General features: G+C 65.8%; 24 protein-coding genes. All 24 read left to right on the forward strand.

Annotation, left to right across the window (positions count from 1 at the left end):
* Positions 1 to 23: 23 nt before the first annotated feature.
* Positions 24 to 1184, forward strand: a complete 1161-nt coding sequence (locus DOE79_RS08350) for a DNA-methyltransferase (RefSeq protein WP_120338102.1) — start codon at positions 24 to 26, stop codon at positions 1182 to 1184.
* A 440-nt stretch (positions 1185 to 1624) separates the two neighbouring features.
* Positions 1625 to 1882, forward strand: a complete 258-nt coding sequence (locus tag DOE79_RS21145; RefSeq protein WP_425455717.1) for an HNH endonuclease — start codon at positions 1625 to 1627, stop codon at positions 1880 to 1882.
* Entirely contained in the window at positions 1879 to 2286 is a 408-nt protein-coding gene (locus DOE79_RS20495; protein WP_162942668.1) for a hypothetical protein, read from the forward strand. Before DOE79_RS21145 ends, DOE79_RS20495 begins: the two co-directional genes overlap by 4 nt.
* Complete coding sequence (locus DOE79_RS20500; RefSeq protein ID WP_220094303.1) at positions 2283 to 2435, forward strand: hypothetical protein; 153 nt, start codon at positions 2283 to 2285, stop codon at positions 2433 to 2435. Before DOE79_RS20495 ends, DOE79_RS20500 begins: the two co-directional genes overlap by 4 nt.
* On the forward strand, positions 2422 to 3237 hold the full coding sequence (locus DOE79_RS08360) for a hypothetical protein (protein ID WP_120338104.1): 816 nt from the start codon (positions 2422 to 2424) through the stop codon (positions 3235 to 3237). The genes DOE79_RS20500 and DOE79_RS08360 overlap by 14 nt, the downstream gene beginning before the upstream one ends.
* Positions 3234 to 3599: a hypothetical protein gene (locus DOE79_RS08365; RefSeq protein WP_120338105.1), complete on the forward strand. Its 366-nt coding sequence runs from the start codon at positions 3234 to 3236 to the stop codon at positions 3597 to 3599. The genes DOE79_RS08360 and DOE79_RS08365 overlap by 4 nt, the downstream gene beginning before the upstream one ends.
* Positions 3599 to 3787, forward strand: a complete 189-nt coding sequence (locus DOE79_RS08370; RefSeq protein ID WP_120338106.1) for a hypothetical protein — start codon at positions 3599 to 3601, stop codon at positions 3785 to 3787. Before DOE79_RS08365 ends, DOE79_RS08370 begins: the two co-directional genes overlap by 1 nt.
* A gap of 3 nt (positions 3788 to 3790) precedes the next feature.
* Complete coding sequence (locus tag DOE79_RS08375) at positions 3791 to 4210, forward strand: nucleoside triphosphate pyrophosphohydrolase family protein (RefSeq protein ID WP_120338107.1); 420 nt, start codon at positions 3791 to 3793, stop codon at positions 4208 to 4210.
* 2 nt (positions 4211 to 4212) lie between these two features.
* A complete protein-coding gene (locus tag DOE79_RS08380; RefSeq protein ID WP_120338108.1) occupies positions 4213 to 4716 on the forward strand; it encodes a single-stranded DNA-binding protein in 504 nt (167 codons plus the stop codon).
* A 3-nt stretch (positions 4717 to 4719) separates the two neighbouring features.
* The gene (locus DOE79_RS08385; RefSeq protein WP_120338109.1) at positions 4720 to 5247 is read left to right on the forward strand and encodes an ASCH domain-containing protein; all 528 of its coding nucleotides are present in this window, start codon (positions 4720 to 4722) and stop codon (positions 5245 to 5247) included.
* Positions 5247 to 5567 (forward strand): DUF4326 domain-containing protein, encoded by a 321-nt coding sequence (locus tag DOE79_RS08390; RefSeq protein ID WP_120338110.1) that lies wholly within the window; start codon positions 5247 to 5249, stop codon positions 5565 to 5567. The genes DOE79_RS08385 and DOE79_RS08390 overlap by 1 nt, the downstream gene beginning before the upstream one ends.
* 192 nt (positions 5568 to 5759) lie before the next feature.
* The gene (locus DOE79_RS08400) at positions 5760 to 6278 is read left to right on the forward strand and encodes a hypothetical protein (protein ID WP_120338112.1); all 519 of its coding nucleotides are present in this window, start codon (positions 5760 to 5762) and stop codon (positions 6276 to 6278) included.
* Between the two features lie 211 nt (positions 6279 to 6489).
* Complete coding sequence (locus DOE79_RS08405) at positions 6490 to 6891, forward strand: hypothetical protein (protein WP_120338113.1); 402 nt, start codon at positions 6490 to 6492, stop codon at positions 6889 to 6891.
* Positions 6888 to 7214 carry a hypothetical protein gene (locus tag DOE79_RS08410; RefSeq protein WP_120338114.1) on the forward strand — a complete coding sequence of 109 codons (327 nt, stop codon included), beginning with the start codon at positions 6888 to 6890 and terminating at the stop codon, positions 7212 to 7214. Before DOE79_RS08405 ends, DOE79_RS08410 begins: the two co-directional genes overlap by 4 nt.
* Complete coding sequence (locus tag DOE79_RS08415; protein WP_120338115.1) at positions 7211 to 8314, forward strand: hypothetical protein; 1104 nt, start codon at positions 7211 to 7213, stop codon at positions 8312 to 8314. The genes DOE79_RS08410 and DOE79_RS08415 overlap by 4 nt, the downstream gene beginning before the upstream one ends.
* 606 nt (positions 8315 to 8920) lie before the next feature.
* On the forward strand, positions 8921 to 9166 hold the full coding sequence (locus DOE79_RS08420; RefSeq protein WP_162942670.1) for a hypothetical protein: 246 nt from the start codon (positions 8921 to 8923) through the stop codon (positions 9164 to 9166).
* Between the two features lie 211 nt (positions 9167 to 9377).
* The gene (locus DOE79_RS08425) at positions 9378 to 9608 is read left to right on the forward strand and encodes a hypothetical protein (protein ID WP_120338117.1); all 231 of its coding nucleotides are present in this window, start codon (positions 9378 to 9380) and stop codon (positions 9606 to 9608) included.
* Positions 9609 to 9654: 46 nt separating this feature from the next.
* Complete coding sequence (locus DOE79_RS08430) at positions 9655 to 10140, forward strand: helix-turn-helix domain-containing protein (protein ID WP_120338118.1); 486 nt, start codon at positions 9655 to 9657, stop codon at positions 10138 to 10140.
* The gene (locus DOE79_RS08435; protein WP_120338119.1) at positions 10130 to 11416 is read left to right on the forward strand and encodes a PBSX family phage terminase large subunit; all 1287 of its coding nucleotides are present in this window, start codon (positions 10130 to 10132) and stop codon (positions 11414 to 11416) included. Before DOE79_RS08430 ends, DOE79_RS08435 begins: the two co-directional genes overlap by 11 nt.
* A 21-nt stretch (positions 11417 to 11437) precedes the next feature.
* Complete coding sequence (locus tag DOE79_RS08440) at positions 11438 to 13108, forward strand: phage portal protein (RefSeq protein ID WP_120338120.1); 1671 nt, start codon at positions 11438 to 11440, stop codon at positions 13106 to 13108.
* Positions 13108 to 13293: a hypothetical protein gene (locus tag DOE79_RS08445; protein ID WP_120338121.1), complete on the forward strand. Its 186-nt coding sequence runs from the start codon at positions 13108 to 13110 to the stop codon at positions 13291 to 13293. The genes DOE79_RS08440 and DOE79_RS08445 overlap by 1 nt, the downstream gene beginning before the upstream one ends.
* 250 nt (positions 13294 to 13543) lie before the next feature.
* Positions 13544 to 14758: a phage minor capsid protein gene (locus tag DOE79_RS08455; protein ID WP_120338123.1), complete on the forward strand. Its 1215-nt coding sequence runs from the start codon at positions 13544 to 13546 to the stop codon at positions 14756 to 14758.
* A 260-nt stretch (positions 14759 to 15018) separates the two neighbouring features.
* Positions 15019 to 15786, forward strand: a complete 768-nt coding sequence (locus tag DOE79_RS08460) for a hypothetical protein (protein WP_120338124.1) — start codon at positions 15019 to 15021, stop codon at positions 15784 to 15786.
* Between the two features lie 9 nt (positions 15787 to 15795).
* Positions 15796 to 17004 carry an SU10 major capsid protein gene (locus DOE79_RS08465; RefSeq protein WP_120338125.1) on the forward strand — a complete coding sequence of 403 codons (1209 nt, stop codon included), beginning with the start codon at positions 15796 to 15798 and terminating at the stop codon, positions 17002 to 17004.
* Positions 17005 to 17049: the final 45 nt, after the last annotated feature.

Consider the following 17049-nt stretch of genomic DNA (forward strand, 5'->3'; position numbering starts at 1 on the left):
CGACATGAACAGGAAGGTCAGTCATGACCGCACCGTATTACTCAGACGACCTCGTGACGCTGTATCACGGTGACTGCATCGAGGTCATGCGCACGCTGCCCGACAACTCGGTGCACGCCGTCGTCACCGACCCGCCCTACGGCCTCGAATTCATGGGCAAGGGGTGGGATGGCGCGGACGGGTTCAGGAGATCCTTGAACGCCGCAGACGCTGGGCGCGAGAACGCGTTCGGCAGAGCATCCCGGACGTCGCCCGAGTACAAGGCCGGGCGCCTGTTCGGCGAATGGTGCGAGGTCTGGGCCGCCGAGGCTTTCCGAATCCTGAAACCGGGCGGGCACATTCTGGCCTTCGGCGGCACCCGCACTTGGCAGCGGCTCGCAGTCGCCGTCGAAGACTCGGGGTTCGAGATCCGCGACTCAATCGCATGGCTCTACGGGTCGGGATTCCCCAAGGTCAAGACGGTCCTCAAGCCAGCCTTCGAGCCAATCGTTGTCGGCCGCAAGCCATTCAGTGGAACGCTCACCGCCAACGTGCTTGCCAATGGCACCGGGGCATTCGACATCGAAGCCACCCGCACGGCGTTTGCGAATGCGGCCGACCTCGCGGAATCCACCGGGAAGAACCAGCACGCCAAGTTCGGCACCGAACCAGGACAGAACAACGTGTACGGCGACTACTCGCAGACCGAGATGAAGGACTACGACGGCAGTAAGGGTCGCTGGCCGACAAACGTGCTGCTCGATGATTCGCAGGCAAACGAGCTCGACGCGCAGACGGGGATCAGTCAGTCCCGGATCGGGAAGCCGCGCGGTGCGGCGTCCGGCGAGGGCTGGGGAATGACCGCCACCGGCACCGAGTACGACGACGCGGGCGGCGCATCTCGGTTCTTCCCCACGTTCCACTACGAGGCCAAAGCACCCAACACCGAACGCCCCACCGTGAACGGCGTGCAGCACCCAACAGTGAAGCCACTCGAACTCATGCGTTGGCTGGTCCGGCTGGTCACGCCTCCGGGCGGGACCGTGCTCGAACCATTCGCCGGATCGGGAACCACTCTCGAGGCGTGCCTGATCGAAGGGTTCGACGTGATCGGCATCGAGAGGGAGGACGCGTACCTGCCGCTCATCATGCAGCGGATCAAGAAGCCGCTGCAGCAGTCGATGTTCGGGGATGAGTTCGCATGAAGCCCGAGCTGGTTGACGCGATCGCGAATTCCCTCGCTTCGGTCGGCGGCGCGTACGTGTATGTCGCGGCCGTGTTCAAGCACCAGAACGGCGGCACGACGTGATCGCCCCGAAGATCCCGAAGCCCACCCGGGCCGAGGAGAAGGCCGCGTATCTCGCGGCGACGGAACGCGACCACAACCGGTGCGTCATGACACCAGGAAGGAGCCATCATGGCGATTCGAATTAGACACGGAGAAGACCTGCGGCAGTTCGACGAGACTCGATTCACCGCGAAGGCAGAGTGGCGTGAACCGCCCGAGTATCGGCCCGAGCTTGGTCCCTGCTTGGTCTGGACGGCTGGCCTGAGCAACGGATACGGGCAGTTCATCTACGGAAACCGGCACGGATACGCGCACCGATACGCATGGGAACGGGCCAACGGTGCGATCCCTGAGGGGATGACCGTTGACCACCTGTGCCGCAACCGATCGTGCGTGAACGTGGCGCACTTCGAACTGTGCACGAGTGATGAGAACTACCGCCGAGGCCTCGCCGCTCGAATCGCAACTGGCAAGTGCCGACACGGGCACGAGTACACGCCTGAGAACACGTTCGAATGGGGTGGGCGCAGGCAGTGCCTAACGTGTCGAGTCAGGGCACGCCGCGCATCCGACGCCCGGCGCGCTGAGCGGCGCCAGTTGGGGCGTGCGGCATGACCCCGCCACCCCCGAAGGTGCGTGCGGCCACATACAAGCGCGACGGTCACCGATGCGTCACCTGCGGCACAAGCGAGCGTCTCGAGTGGCAGCACCGGGCAGCCTCGGGCCATGGCGGCAGGGGCAAGAAGGCCCCGCCACTGACACCTGCTGACGGCGTGACCTCGTGCTGGGTTTGCAATCCCAGCTACGAGGGCGCCGGCCAGCCTCGTGCTCTGGCGCTGGGATGGAAGATCCGCCGGTTCACCCAAATGACCGCCTCCCAGATCCCCTTTTTCGTCAGCGCATTGGGCGAATGGTGGCTGCCTGATGAACTCGGCGGCCGGGAGATCATCTCGCACAACCTGGCGCAGGAGTTGTTAGCCGGCGCGGGAAGCATCGAGCCCGGAGGCGTCCTGTGGTGATCAACAAGAAGGCCCTCCTCGCCCACCTGCGAGCGAGGGCTGACCATCCCAAGCCGATCATCGGCGCCACCTACGCAGGGTTGGCGACGCGGATCGAGCGCGGGGACTTTGACGAGAAGGAAGGAGGAAGTGCGGATGGCGAAGGATGAGCGGCTCTACGCGAGGTTCGACATCGCGATGGATGAGCACCCGAAGGTCATGCTGCTGTCAGACGCGGCGTTTCGGACACTGTTCGAGGCCACGTTTTACTCGCGGAGACAGCTGACGGATGGGTTCCTGGCTGAGGGTGTCGTCCGGCGCCGCTGGTCTCCTGAGGCCATCGCGGAGCTCAGGGCGAATGACCCCGAGAAGCCGTCGCTGTACCCGTTCGAGAAGGCGGGTGTCGCGGGCCTGATGATCCATGACTACGACAAGCACCAGACGACGACGGCTGACATCGAGGCGAAGCGGGAGGCTGGTCGCAAGGGTGGCCGGGCGAAGGCGGAGAACGCGGCTAGCAAACCGGTAGCAGGTGCTAGCGAAGTGCTAGGGCAGAAAGCTAGCACTACCCCTACTCCACCCCTAGCTATTACAGAGACAGAGACAGAGACAACTACTTCTAACGAAGTAGTAAAAACACCCGGCGCAAAAGCGGCGCCGCGGGGGACTCTGCTGCCCGAGCCGTTCATGGTCACACGGGAGATGCGCGACTGGGCTGCCGTGAAGGTGCCCGGCATCGACGTCAACGAAGCCACTGAGGCGTTCGTCGACTACTGGCGGGGCCGGGCTGGTGCGGGAGCTCGCAAGGCTGACTGGCCGGCCACGTGGCGCAACTCGCTCCGGGCCGCTTATGGGCGTGCCGCAGGCATGGGGCGTCCGGTGAAGAAACCCAAGGCTGAGCAGGTCCTCGACGTTGTCGCCCTGGGCCGCCGCATGCAGGAAGAACACGACAGGAAGGCGATCGGAGCATGAACTACGAACAGGTCGGAGCGTTGCTCGGAAGGGTGAAGCTCGGTGACAACAGAGAGATCGACGACAAGGGGCTGATGATCGAGGACTGGTTCCAGACCATCGGCCACCTGCCCTTCGATGAGTGCTTGGCTGCGGTGGTCTTGCACCGTCAGGAGCGGCCGGGGGTGTGGCTGGAGCCCGGGCACATCATCGCGGGCGTCCGGGTGTTGCGGGCGAAGAGCGAGCGTGTCGAGCGCATCGCCGCGCAGATGAAGCGGCAGGCGCTCCCGGCGCCGCGCATCAACCTCGACCGGGAGAAGTTCGAGCTGGAGACCCAGGCGGCCATCGAGGCAACCCGGGCGGCGAAGGCGGCGAGGGGCTGATGGATTCCGATATCGAGTTCGGCGTGTTCCTGGGGACGCGCAACAAGGAGAAGGTGCGTCGCGAACGGTTCAAACCGTTGCCCGCGACGCTCGCGATCCGTGAGTACGACAACACGACTGAGAAGAACCTGCTGTTCATCCGAACGCAGGGCATGACTACCGCGGCACCCGCCGCAGAGATGAGCTAGACCATGAAGACCCTCAGAGAGCTGACCGACGCACTCACCCATTTGCAGGCGCACGTTGGCCTGATCAACACCGATCACGGGTTCCGCGAGTACAGCGACACCGTTACCGAGCCCGAGCAGCTGGTCAGGTCACAGGCCAACGCGCTGATGCTGATCGTCGGCGAGGTGGCTGAGGCGCACGAGGAACTGCGCAAGGGCAAGCGCGCCGACGAGACGTATTACCCCGGAGCGGAGGATCCCGAAACGGGGCTCGGCCGCGGCCAGAAGCCAGCCAAGCCGGAAGGCGTGCCGTCCGAGATTGCCGACGTGGTGATCCGCTGCCTCGACTTCGCAGACAACTTCGGCTTCGACCTCGGCGCGATCGTCGCCGAGAAGATCCTTTACAACGAAACCCGCCCCTTCAAGCACGGAAAGAAGTTCTGACCATGGCCGGAGAAACCGTAATCACCGTCGTTGGAAACCTGACGAGCGACCCGGAGCTGCGGTACACGCAGAACGGGTTGGCAGTTGCCAACTTCACCATCGCATCCACCCCGCGCAACTTCGACCGCACGAAGAACGAGTTCGTCGACGGCGAGGCCCTGTTCCTCCGCGCGTCGGTCTGGCGTGAGTTCGCCGAGCACGTGGCCGGCAGCCTCACCAAGGGCTCGAGGGTCATCGCGTCGGGCCGCCTCAAGCAGCGCTCGTACGAGACGAAGGAGGGTGAGAAGCGCACCAGCATGGAGTTGGAGATCGACGAGATCGGCCCGTCGCTGAGATACGCGACTGCCAGCCTCACCCGCGCGCAGTCGTCGTCTGGCCCCCGAGGTGGCGCGCCGGCGGCGCCGGCCAACGACGAGCCGTGGGCGCCGACCGCCCCGGCCGCCAATACCGGCGGCGGCGACGTCTGGAACACCCCGGGCAACTTCTCCGACGAGACCCCCTTCTAGGCCATGCGAGTCATCACCGTGAAGCAGCCGTGGGCGTGGGCCATCGTGCACGGCGGCAAGGACGTCGAGAACCGCGTCCGCAACCTGGCCGGCGACTACCGCGGCCCGCTCGCCATCCACGCCGGCCTCGCCTTCGACCGCTACGTCGACGACAACGACGCCGCCTGGGAGATCCGCCGCGCCATCACCGCCGAGGAGCAGGGCTACCCGGCCGACGATGGGCAGGTCTGGGCGTCCGAGTGCATCGAGGAGGACGACCCCCGCTATGCCGCCCGTGGCGCGATCATCGGCGTAGTGAATCTCTGGGCTGTGCACCAGGACCGGGATGGCGGGAACTGCTGCCCTCGCCGTCCGGTCGGCGGCCCGGGCGGGTCGCGGTGGCGTCAGCGTGACGTGTGGCACCTGTGCCTCAACGACCCGCAGCCGCTCCCCGAGCCGATCCCATTCCGGGGCGCGCTCGGCATGCGTACCCTCCCGGCTGAGGTCGTCGAGCAGATTCGCCGACAGGTACCCGCGGGGGTGATTCTCTGATGCCGAAGCGCATTCAGATGTCGCGCCAGAAGCCGTGGCGTGCCGAGAATCCGGACGCGGTGATCGTGGCGCGACCGTCGAAGTGGGGCAACCCGGTGTCCGTGGCGGACATCCGGGAGGACTACAGCGACCCCGCCTACTGCCGACAGGTCGCCGTGGAGCTGTTCGAGGACGGGCGGGCTATGGGCGATTGGCCCTATCCGTCCAGCAGTGAGATCCGCGCCGAGCTCGCAGGTAAGGACCTCGCGTGCTGGTGCCCGATCGACGGGTTCTGCCACGCAGATGTACTGCTCGAAATCGCGAACAGGGCGGTCAACTGATGCCCGCCTACGTCGCCGGCCACATCGCGAACGCGCACCTGCCGTCCGCGCAGCCGAAGGACAAGCGACCGACCGAGCACCGGTGCCCGAACTGCTACACGCCGGGCTTCGGCAAGTCGAACATCCGGTGCAAGAACGAACCACGGCCCGCCACACGCGCCGAGCCGACACCAACCCCCAGAGGAGAGAACCATGAGTGAGTTCATCTACCAGCCCGGAACCCCGCTGGGCGACGCCGAGCGCGAAGCCGAGCGCGAGCGCCAGCAGGCGGAATACGCGGCGGCCGTCGCAGCCCGCCAGGTCGAGCGCGAGAAGCTGGCCCGATTCCACAGCGTGACCGTGACAACGAAGGTCGAAGACGAGGGCACTCCCGACGAGTGCCGCCGCGTCGACGAGGTCAAGTTCACCTGCACCGCCGCCATGGACGCCGAGTGCCGCACCTACCCGAAGCACTGCGGCTGCGAGGCGTTCGAGTGGAACGAGGCAGAAACGCACGACATCGAGGGCCACCCGCGCGTCAGCGGTAACGACTGCTGGATGCAGGACTGGTTCGACAACCCCGGCGCGAGCTACATCGGTGACGACCAGGACGACATGCGCGATGACTGCGTGCCCGCGATCGCCCGCACCGGGCTCATCATCGTCTCGTTCGTGGATGAGTGGATCGAGTGGGACTGGTTCACGCCGGCGCCCGCAGGGAGTGAGTCGTGATCAGCGCGTGGTGGCTGCTGCTCATCTTCCCGGCCGCCTACGCGGGTTTTCTCCACGCGAACGCGATGTGGATCAAGAACGGCTATCGCCCGAAGCGAGAGAACCCGTACGGGCTGGCCGCCCGCCCGCCGCTCAGCGCCACAGCAGCGGGATCTGACACAGCTATACCCCCAGAGCGTGAGAGCGCCGCACAGAGGCAAGGAGAGCCGCAATGAGCCACACCGTAACCGTCACGCGTTTGCCTGACGAGACGTCAGATGACACCGAATATGAGTTCGGCGGGACTCACGACGGCGACTGCCAGACCTACATCGAGTGCCACAAAGACTGGCACCGGCACCCGGACATCGGCAACTACGGCGAGGACGAGTGGAGCACGAAGCGCGCAGGGCCCCACATGCGCATCGACGGATCGTGGATGGTCGAGAACGTGGGCGGCTGCGCACTCCGCTATGTGTTCGAGAGCGAGCCCGCAGGCGACGCGCTCGAGGGTGTCGCAGTCGGTGAGACGCGCAACGTAAACCCGAACTGGGATGGCGACGGATGGAACCTTGAAGTCCATTCGCCCACCCCGACGCGTCCTGAGGGCGCAGAGAGCGAGCAGGGACGATGAGTACCACGAACGAGCAGGGCTACATCTGGGATGAGGTGCTGCCCGAGGTGATCGAAGAAGTCGACTGGTCGGGCATCACCTCCGAGCAGTGGGACGAGATTGGGGATCAGCTGAATCGCCACATCGCCAACAGCCATGAGTACATGCCGCCCACGCCCAGCGGCGAAGAGATCTACGCAATGAACCACCGCGGCGAGGTCGGAGAACTCAAGGCGCAGATTCTCCGCCTCGAGCAGGAGCTTGAGGTGCACGTGAACTCGGTAAAGGCCCGCCGAGGTGCCGCTGAGGTCTACGTCGAAGGCAAGCGGGTGATGTACCGATGATCCCCACCGAAGACGCCCCCTGCGCGAGAGGCTGCACATGGCCTGCCGCAAGCGAGGATGAGGCGCCACTCCCCAAACCCGCCAAGCACGGGTTCCTGTGCAACTCCGACTTCTACAGGCTCACGGCGGCGCTCAAGCTCGTGCCCGACCTCATGGCGAACATGCGCGCGCAGCTATTCAGCATGGGAGCCGCCGACTACTCCGAGAGGGTGTCAGGCGGCGGGGGCGAAGCGCCGGCCCCGCTCAACCTCGGACCGCTCGACGCGTCCGATGCACTGTTCGCCCGGCTGGCGCTCTGGACTGACCTGTTCAACGAGGAGTTCGGAGTGACCATGTGGCCGCCGATCCCCTCGTGGGCCAACGGCAAGGAGGTACAGGGGTCCCGCTCCGTGTCGGTGGAGACGGCGACCAGGCAGGCGGCGCAGATGGTGAACTGGCTGCTCTCATGGCTCGAGCGCATTCTCGCCACCAACCACGCCGTCACCTTCTACCTCGACATGGTGGAAGGCCTCGACGAGGACACCCGCGGCATCTTCTCCCTGGCAGCGCAGTACGGGATCACCGCACGCCCCACGGCGCCGGCCGACATGCGCGAGTGCCCCGACTGTGGGGCTCACGCCGTGTTCATCCTCATGCCCAGCAAGTTCGCCGACGAGTACTCGGTGATCTGCGGGGTGTGCGCGTGGAAGGCCGAGCCCGACGAGCACGCCAAGTACACCGGGCGCGTGGGATACGCGGCAGTCGAGGCGTCCCGCGGCGGGCCCTGCGCAGTCTGCCCCGACCCGATCCAGGTGGGCATGCTCATCAACCGGATCGACGGCGTGACGGTGCACGACGGCTGCGAAGGCGACATGACCATCACCGTGAGGGCCGGGCGCCGCGACGTCACCGACCCCATGGATCGGTTCTGGACCCTCGACCAGTCGGCGCAGCACCTCAACGTCACCCGGGCCACCGTCGAGAAGTACGTCCGCCAGGGACTGCCCCTGCACTTCCCGCTCATGGAAGGCGGATTCGTCGACCGTGACGAGCTCCTGGCCGTCTACCGAGGAGGGAAGAAACGGGCGCGCGCGACACGCCTCACAAAGAGTTCCGCATAGTTGCAGGGAAGTGCCCCTGTGCACTAGGCTTTGCCTGTAGGCATCCTCCGTATCCACGGACCGGGTGCCTTTGTTCTTTCCCAGAGAGGGCCGTCACCTAACCGTGGCGGCCCTTTTCTGCGTTAACGATCCAAGGGTGGCGAAGTCCCAATGGTGGGGCACTGGTGTCGAATACCAGGGCACGGTTTGTAGCCGTGAGGGGTTCGAATCCTCCGACATCCGCGAGCGCGAGACAGGAAGCCCCGGGCATGAGCCGCAGGGGTGGCGGCAATATCGTGGCATGAGTCACTGAACCGCCCCTGATCCGCGCCACTCCTTCCCCATGTAGCCACACCCGCTCACCAACTGAAGGCCAGCAGGCACGGTCCAAGAGATGTGCTGCGCTGAGTCCATAACCCAGGCGGTCGACGGCTCACATCGGGGAACCCCCGTCCAGGCATCCTCCCCCAGGGTGTCGGGACCTCACTTCCGGCATCCGCGTCAAAGCCGCTCCGAGTTCCGGCGGCAAAGGACACCCAACAAGGCCCTGCCATTTCTCTCGGCTGGTGCACCTGCGTGAGGATGCCGGAACAAACCACGAGCGACACTGAGAGCCGGGAGACAACGATGGCCGCCTCATTCCTCGCTGCGACAGCGACGATCCCCATCGAACCCGACTGCGAGCTACTCGCCATGTGCATGATGTACCGGCACGAGGTCACTGGCGAGCTTCGCATCACGGTCGCCAACGTGACAGGCGCATCGGTAGTCCTCACCGCGGCCAAGCGTGCTGAGTTCCTGCGCATGGCCGCAACAGCGGTCGAGGCCGAAGAGATCCTCACCGGCGGTAGTCCGGAATCACTGGCCCGCTGATGGAACCCCGCGTGCTCTACCCGTGTGGGACCTGTGGGAGTGAAGCGACATCGCCTCTCCAGGCTGCCGAGTGCTGCGATCCGGCCGATATCTGACCGTTCCGACGCTCCATGGTCTCCAGAAACACGGGGTTAGACCACCCCTCCTGAACGAAAACCCCGTAAAGACGCGGGAGTGACCAAGCTCGCACCAGGATGAGGCGGATCCCAGCATGATCACCAAGCGCCGAGCACGGCTCATCCGTGAGGGAATCGCCCTCGGACGCGGCCAAGCACGCTTCGAGCGTCAGTATGCGCTTGGTGGTCGTGAACGGTTCAAGTACGTCGGATCCATGAACCCGGCCTCTCGCGCACCATCGAACCATCCCGGCTTCATCGCCTACTGGCACACGCTCGACCGCAGACCCGGTGACAACCGGCTGTATCCCCTGACCCGAGGCTGAGCCTCTCCCGTAGCGTCCAGGCGGCGCGACATCGAGGTGATGACCAATGGCACTCACCGACGCCCAGCGAGACGAGATCCTCTCCCTGCACGACAAGGGGCTAGCCCGCAACGAGATCGCCCGGCAAACCGGTGTCAGTGCAGGATCAGTCACCAACGTCTGCGCAGCGAATGACCGCACCTTTGACCGGTCAAGCACAAAAGACGCACAAGCGGCCCGCTCGGTGGATCTCGCTGACGCCCGGCTCACTCTTGCCCATCGGCTCAACACCGCGGCGAACGACATGCTCGACATGATCGACAAGCCCTTCACCGTGTTCAACTTCGGCGGGAAGGACAACACCTTCGCTGAGGCGACACTGGACTCGGCGCCCGTTGAGGCTCGGCGCACGATCGTCACGTCTGCGGCCATCGTGTTCGACAAGCTCACGAAGGTGCTCGAGAAGGACACCTCAGGCGTCGTCACGGCGAACTCGCTGGTGGACGCGCTCATTGCAGGGTTCGAGGCTCAGGACGTCACCGATGCTGAGTAGCCCGAGCCTGTCTCGGAAGCAGATCTCGTCCATCGTGCGGTCGAAGCTGCGCAAGATCGCCCTGTGGGTCGGCGCTGTCTCTGGCGGCAAGACCATCGCGGCGAACTTCGCGTTCCTGATCGCTGTGCGTGAGGCGCAAGGGACCGGCCTGATCGTCATCGTCGGGAAGACGCTGCAGACCATCGAGCGCAACATCATCGACCCGTTGCAGCAGGTGGAACTCTTCGGCGCGTTGGCCGGCCAGGTGCTGCACACCCGCGGTTCGAGCACGGCGACCATCCTCGGCCGCGAAGTGCACCTTGTGGGCGCCAACGATGCCCGCTCTGAGGAGAAGATCCGCGGCGCGACCATCGAGATCGCCTACGTCGACGAAGCGACCCTGCTGCCTGTGGGCTTCTGGGAGATGCTGCTGACTCGTCTGCGCGTCCCCACCGCCCGACTCCTCGCCACGACCAACCCGGGCTCGTTCAACCACTGGCTACGTCAGCAGTACATGCTCAACGCTGACGCGAAGAACATGATCGTGTTCGAGTTCGTCATGGACGACAACCCCTCGCTCACTGCCCAGTACGTCGCGGACATGAAGGCCTCGTTCACCGGGGCGTTCTACGACCGGTTCATCCTGGGCAAGTGGTCGAACGCTGAGGGCGCGATCTTCGACATGTGGGATCCGGCGAAGCACACGATCCCGTGGGCCGACCTGCCTCCCATGCGCAAGCTCATCGCGGTCGGCATCGACTACGGCACCACGAACCCCACAGCTGCCCTCATGCTCGGCATGGCAACGCAGACGGACATGTACGGCAAGCCTCACTCGAAGCTGTACCTCGTCGACGAGTGGCGCTACGAGTCCATCGCGGAGAAGCAGAAGCTCACCGACGTAGAACTCTCACGCCGGCTGCGCGGATGGCTCGCCGAGCCGCACCTGCCGCCGAACCAGATGCAGCTCACCCCCGACTACATCGTGCTCGACCCGTCTGCCGCATCCTTCCGGGTGCAACTGCAGCAAGACGGGCTGATCTCCACACAGGCCGACAACGACGTGCTCAACGGCATCCGTACGGTCGCCTCCGTGCTGTCTGCCGGGAAGCTGCTCGTGACTGAGCGCTGCCCTGGCTGGCAGAAGGAAGTCACCGAGTACGTGTGGGATCCCAAGTCGTCCGAGAAGGGCGAAGACAAGCCCGTCAAGGCCAACGACCACTCGCAGGACGCCGCACGCTACGCCCTGCAGACCACCGAATCCATCTGGCGCCAACACGTGAAGCTCGCCGCCTAACCCACTCTGAACGGAGTACACATGGCCTCCGAATCAGACCAGTTTCCGCCCGCCCCGTTCGACCTCGCCGCTGCTCGTTTCTCTGAGCACGACGCCTGGTGGGCCGGTGACATGGAGTACCTGCAGAAGCTCTACTCGGGCACCGCCACTGCAACGCACACCGTCAAGGGTCGTGCGTACAAGGGCGGCGTGCTGGGCAACCTCGCGAAGATGTGGGTGGGCCAGCCCGTCGTCGAGGGCGAAGACCGCGCACGCATGCACGTCGGCGTCCCCGCGGTGCTGGCTCGCCTCTCTGCCACGCTGCTCGTCGGAGAGGGCGTGAAGATCGCCTACGGCAAGCCCGACGACGTTGTGGCGAGCAAGGACAAGCCGTGGGTTCACCCCGGTCAGGCGCGCCTCGACGTCATCATGCAGTCCGACGAGACCAAGGCCGAACTGCTCAAGTCCACCGAGCAGGCTGCGGCCCTCGGCGGCGGGTTCCTCGCGGTCACATGGAACGCCCGCCTCCGCTCGCACGTGCGCATCCGCTCCTACGCGGCCGACTGCGCCATCCCCGAGTTCCAGGACGGCATCCTCACCAGCGTCACCCTGTGGACTGAGCACGTGCACGGCAATGACGTGTTCCGGCTGCTCGAGCGGCACGACCGCGGCTTCATCTCGTTCACCCTGCACAAGGGCGGCACGAAGACCCTCGGTCCCGTGGTGCCGCTGGGCTCCCTCGCGGAGACGGCGCACTACAACGGCCTGCGCACACAGGGCGAGCTTGACATGGCGATCGAAGACCCCACCTCGTGGGACGAGACGGTCATCGTCGCCACCGGTGTCGACGAGCTCGCGGTGGTCTACTACCCGAACCTGCCTCAGATCGAGTGGCGCCGCATGGGCGTGCTCGCCAACCTGGGCCGGTCGGACTTCGCCGGCAAGGAGCCGCTGTTCGACAAGATCGACAAGTGGTGGTCCTCACTGGACATCGACTTCGACCTGGGCAAGGGCCGCATCACCGCACCCGAGGCGTACCTCGAGAACATGGGGCGCGGCAAGGGCGGCAAGCTCGACCTCGAACGGACCGTGTACTCGGGCCTGGAGGCGCTGGGCAAGTCCAGCGACTCGCTGAGTTCGCAGCTGACCATCTCGCAGTTCGACATCCGCTACGAGGAGCACCTCGCAGCGATCGCGGCCATCAAGCACGAGATCGCCAACGAGTGCGGCATCTCCCCCGCCCACCTCGGCCTCAAGGCTGAGCAGGGCGCGAAGACGGCCACTGAGGTCACCGCCGACTACACCGAGTCGGAAGCCACCCGCGACCAGAAAGCGCTCTTCCTGCGGCCGGCGCTCGCACGGCTCGCCCAGGTGGCTCTCGCCATCGACGGCACCGTGTTCCCCGCTGAGGGCGGCAAGTTCTACGACGAGCTGCCCGATGTGACCTTCGCACCGGTGTCGCAGATGGACCCGGAGAAGATCGCCCGCATCGTCGGCCTGCTCGACGTGGCCGGCGCCGCTTCCACCCGCCAGAAGGTCATGGATGTTCGTCCTGACTGGGACGAGGGCAAGGTCGACGAGGAGGTGCTGCTCATCCAGGAGGAGCGCGGCATGGGCGCCGAGGCTGACCCGACGACCATCACCGGGCCCGCTGATCCTGCTGCACCGGATCCCGCAGCACCTGACGTTGTGGCTGACGGGGCGGTGGCGTGATGCTCACGTTCATGTGGGCGCTCGTCATCGCCTCCGCTGCGCTCATCCTGGCCGGCGCCCCATCGGTCGAGCGGAAGCGCACACCGTCGTGGTTCGAACTCCTGCCGTACATGACGGCCTCGAAGAAGGGCAGCGGGCGGCTGCAACAGACCGCAGCGCACCGGAAACGGAAGACGAGACGATGAGCGGCACGGAGCTCGACCCGGACGGTACCGACAGCTACCACCCGCAGCACCCATTCGAGCAGAGCGCACACTCGCTCTACCTGCCCCCGAGTCTGCGAACCCGCAGTAACTGGCCCCCGGTGCCCGCCAAGCCAGCCGGGGCGCATGAGGAGGCCGCGTGGAAGGGCTTGCCGCGCAAGCCGAAGCAGCACCGAACGACCAAGACGTACGGGCCAGGCTTCACCTTCTAGACCGAGAGCGGGGGTAGCTCATGGCCCTCTACATCCCCGACCCTGACATCCCGGCCGCCGATCTGATCGACGACCTGGGCCGGGTCCTGGCCGAGCGGTACATGAACGCCGAGGACGCGCTGCTCCGAGAGGTCGCAGTCCGCGCCTACCGGGACATCGAACTGCAGGCGAAGCTCAACCGGGCGATCGCCTCAGGATCGGACCGTGTGTCCGGCCTGCGGTACGCGCTGGACCGCAACCGGCAGCTCGCCGAACTCGACGGGCACCGTGCACAGGCGCTTCGTGACCTGCAGGTGCTCGCCCGCACCACGGCGGACCAGCTGCGGGCGGAAAACCTCGCTGAGGGCGTTATCAGCGCCGCTACCACCCAGGGGGAAGCGGAGGCTGCTGCGCGGCTCTCCATGGCGCGCAGGCTGCCCGCACGGACCACGCTGAACGGTTCGGCCACCCAGGCGACAGCAGCAACACAGCTTTCCCTCCAGTCGAGCCTCGAAGTGCTGAACCAGCGCATCACCCGGCTGCCGCAGGATGCGTTCAAGCGCGTCGTGGCCATGAACTCCTCGAACGTGCTCCTCGGCGTGCAGACGAAGCTCCAGGCGCAGTACGCCAACGTGCAGCAGTTCCTATCCGAAGGCGTCGGCGGCTTCACTGACCGGGGCGGCCGCAACTGGCGCATCGGCACGTACGCCGAGATGGCCGGCCGCACCACCGTCGCCCGGGCGTTCAACGACGCCGGCGTGTGGCGGATGCAGCAGTCGGGCATCAACCTCGTCACCGTTCAGGGCAGCCTCTCCTCGTGTGCGAAGTGCGCACCGTGGGTCGGCCTCATCCTCTCCACGGACGGCACCACGGGCACGGTCATTCTGCCGCACGCCACGCAGGACGCCGAGGTCACGGTCACCATCGCCGGAACCCTGGACGGCGCCCGCAACGCCGGGTGCTTCCACCCCAACTGCTCCCACAAGGTGAGCGCCTACCTTCCGGGCCTGTCGATCCCGCAAGCCGGGTTCGAGTACGACCCCAAGGCCGAGTGGGCACGCACCAGGCAGCGCGAGATCGAGGTCGACATCCGGGCCGCCAAGCGCAAGCAGGCCACCGCGGGCGACCCCGTGACCGCTCAGCGCGCCAAGGCGAAGGTCCGGGCCAAGCAGGCTCAACTCCGCGAGCACCTCGACCTCACCGGCCGCAAGCGCAACAGCGCACGCGAACAGCTCGCGTTCGCTGACGGCCGCTGACTCGTCGAGATGGGTCGGAATCTGGCCCTCTCGGATGTCGCGCTGTGGATTCCTACAAAGGAATTCGGAGTAGCACATTTGTCAACCCGTGGACTAAATCAAATCCTCAGTATGCAATTAGCTCGCCGTGGTCAGATTCCGACGCACCTCGACAACCCACACACTCACCCCGCTCTGCCTGCACAGGGCGGGGTGGGTCAGCAGCGCCGCAGGGGCGCCGCTTCATCCAACCGCGTCCAGGTGGCGCAGAGGAGCACACAGTGAACATCAAGACCAGCACGATCCCCGCCCGCCGCGACGTCGACGGCCTCGCGGTCATCGGCCGCACCCGGCACGCCCTCATGGGCATCCGGTACGCCGAGGGTGAAGGAGGTGACGACGCTGCCGCTCAGGCTGCCGCCGCTGCTGCAGCGGCCGAGGCCGACAAGGCACCGTGGACGAAGGAGAACTTCGACCCCGAGCGTGCCTGGACTCGCATCCAGCGGATGCAGGCTGACGCCGACGCCAAGAGCGCGAAGCACGCCACCGACCTCGCCACGGCAACCGAGAACGCATCGAAGAAGGCCCTCGCCGACTTCGCCAAGCTCCTCGGCGGCGGCGAGCAGGAGGAAACCGACCCTGTGAAGCTCGCGGCCAAGGTCACCGACCTGACGTCGAAGATCACCGAGAAGGACGGCGACCTCACCAAGGCGCAGGCGTCGGTCAAGGCCGGCCAACTCTCCACCGCCGTCGCCATCCTCGCGCACGGCCTCGGCGGATCCGCCCGGCTCCTCCTCGCCAACGAGGAATTCAAGACTTCCATCGCGTCGGTAGAACCGACCGATGAAGCGGCCATCACGGCCAAAATCAAGGCCGCAATCCAGGCGAACGCGGCGCTGAAGATCACCCCGCCGAGCTCAGGCAGCACGGATCACCAGGGCGGTCAGGTCCCGGACCTCGAGAAGCAGCTCGCTGCTGCTGTCGCGGCCAAGGACATGCAACTCTCCATCACCCTCAAGCGTCGCATCGCCGCCGCCAAGCGCTCGTAAGGAGCAACCATGCCAGGTATTACCGGTCAGGGCACGACCTACAACGAGCCCAACTTCGTCGGGGAGCTCTTCCAGATCACCCCCGAATCCACCCCGCTGCTCTCCGCAATCGGTGGTCTCACTGGCGGCCTGTCCGTCAAGACCGTCGAGAAGGAATGGCAGATCGAGGACCTCCGCGACAGCGACCAGAACGTGGCGCTCGAAGGTGCCAATGCTCCCGCCGGCCAGGCGCGCGTCCGGTCGAACGTGACCAACATCTCCGAGATCCACCACTCCGCTGTGGAGACCAGCTACACCAAGCAGGCCACCCCGCAGAAGACGACCACCGCGGGCGTCAACGGCGAGAACCCGATCACCAACGAGCACGACCACCAGGTCATGAACGAGATCAAGGCCATCGCGAAGGACGTCAACCACGCGTTCTGGAACGGCGAGTACAACAAGCCGGCCGACAACACCACCGCGCGGAAGACCCGCGGCCTGCTGCAGGCCATCACCACCAACAAGGTGATCTACTCCAACGGCGGCATCGAACTCGGCGCAACCGTGCCGGGCACCTCGGCGACGGACACCATCACCATCACCCACGGCCTGTCCGTGGGCGACAAAGTGGTCTTCTCCGCTCGCGGTGCGCTGACCGCCGTGGTCATCGGTCGCGTGTACTTCGTGCAGTCGGTCTCCACGACCGTCTCGTTCAAGGTCGCCGCGACGGTCGGTGGCGCTGCCATCACCCTCGGCACCGCGACGGGCATCAAGCTGTTCGCGATCTCCACCGTCGCCCCGACCCTGGACACGTACAACAACGTGTTCCAGAAGGCGTACGACAACGGCGGACTCGGCGACGTGATGTCGGCCACCATCGCCTGCAACTCCTCGCAGAAGCGCAACCTGACCGCGACCTACGCGGCCGCCTACGCGAAGGTCGACCCCATGGGCGGCACCCGCAACGTCGGCGGGGTGAACCTGACGACCATCGAGACTGACTTCGGCACGCTGAACATCATGCTCGACCGTCAGCTGCCGCAGGATGCTCTCGCGATCGTCTCGCTGGAGCAGCTGGCGCCGTTCTTCCTCGAGGTCGAAGGCAAGGGCCACTTCTTCGAGGAGCCCCTGGCGAAGGTCGGCGCTGCCGACCGGACCCAGATCTACGGCGAGATCGGCCTCGAGTACGGCAACGAGAAGGCACACGCGCAGCTGCGCGGCCTCCCGACCTTCTAGGTCCCCATGGGCGGCTGGTAACCCCAGCCGCCCACCCCCGTTCCT

Source organism: Cryobacterium soli (assembly GCF_003611035.1).
Lineage (GTDB): Bacteria > Actinomycetota > Actinomycetes > Actinomycetales > Microbacteriaceae > Cryobacterium > Cryobacterium soli.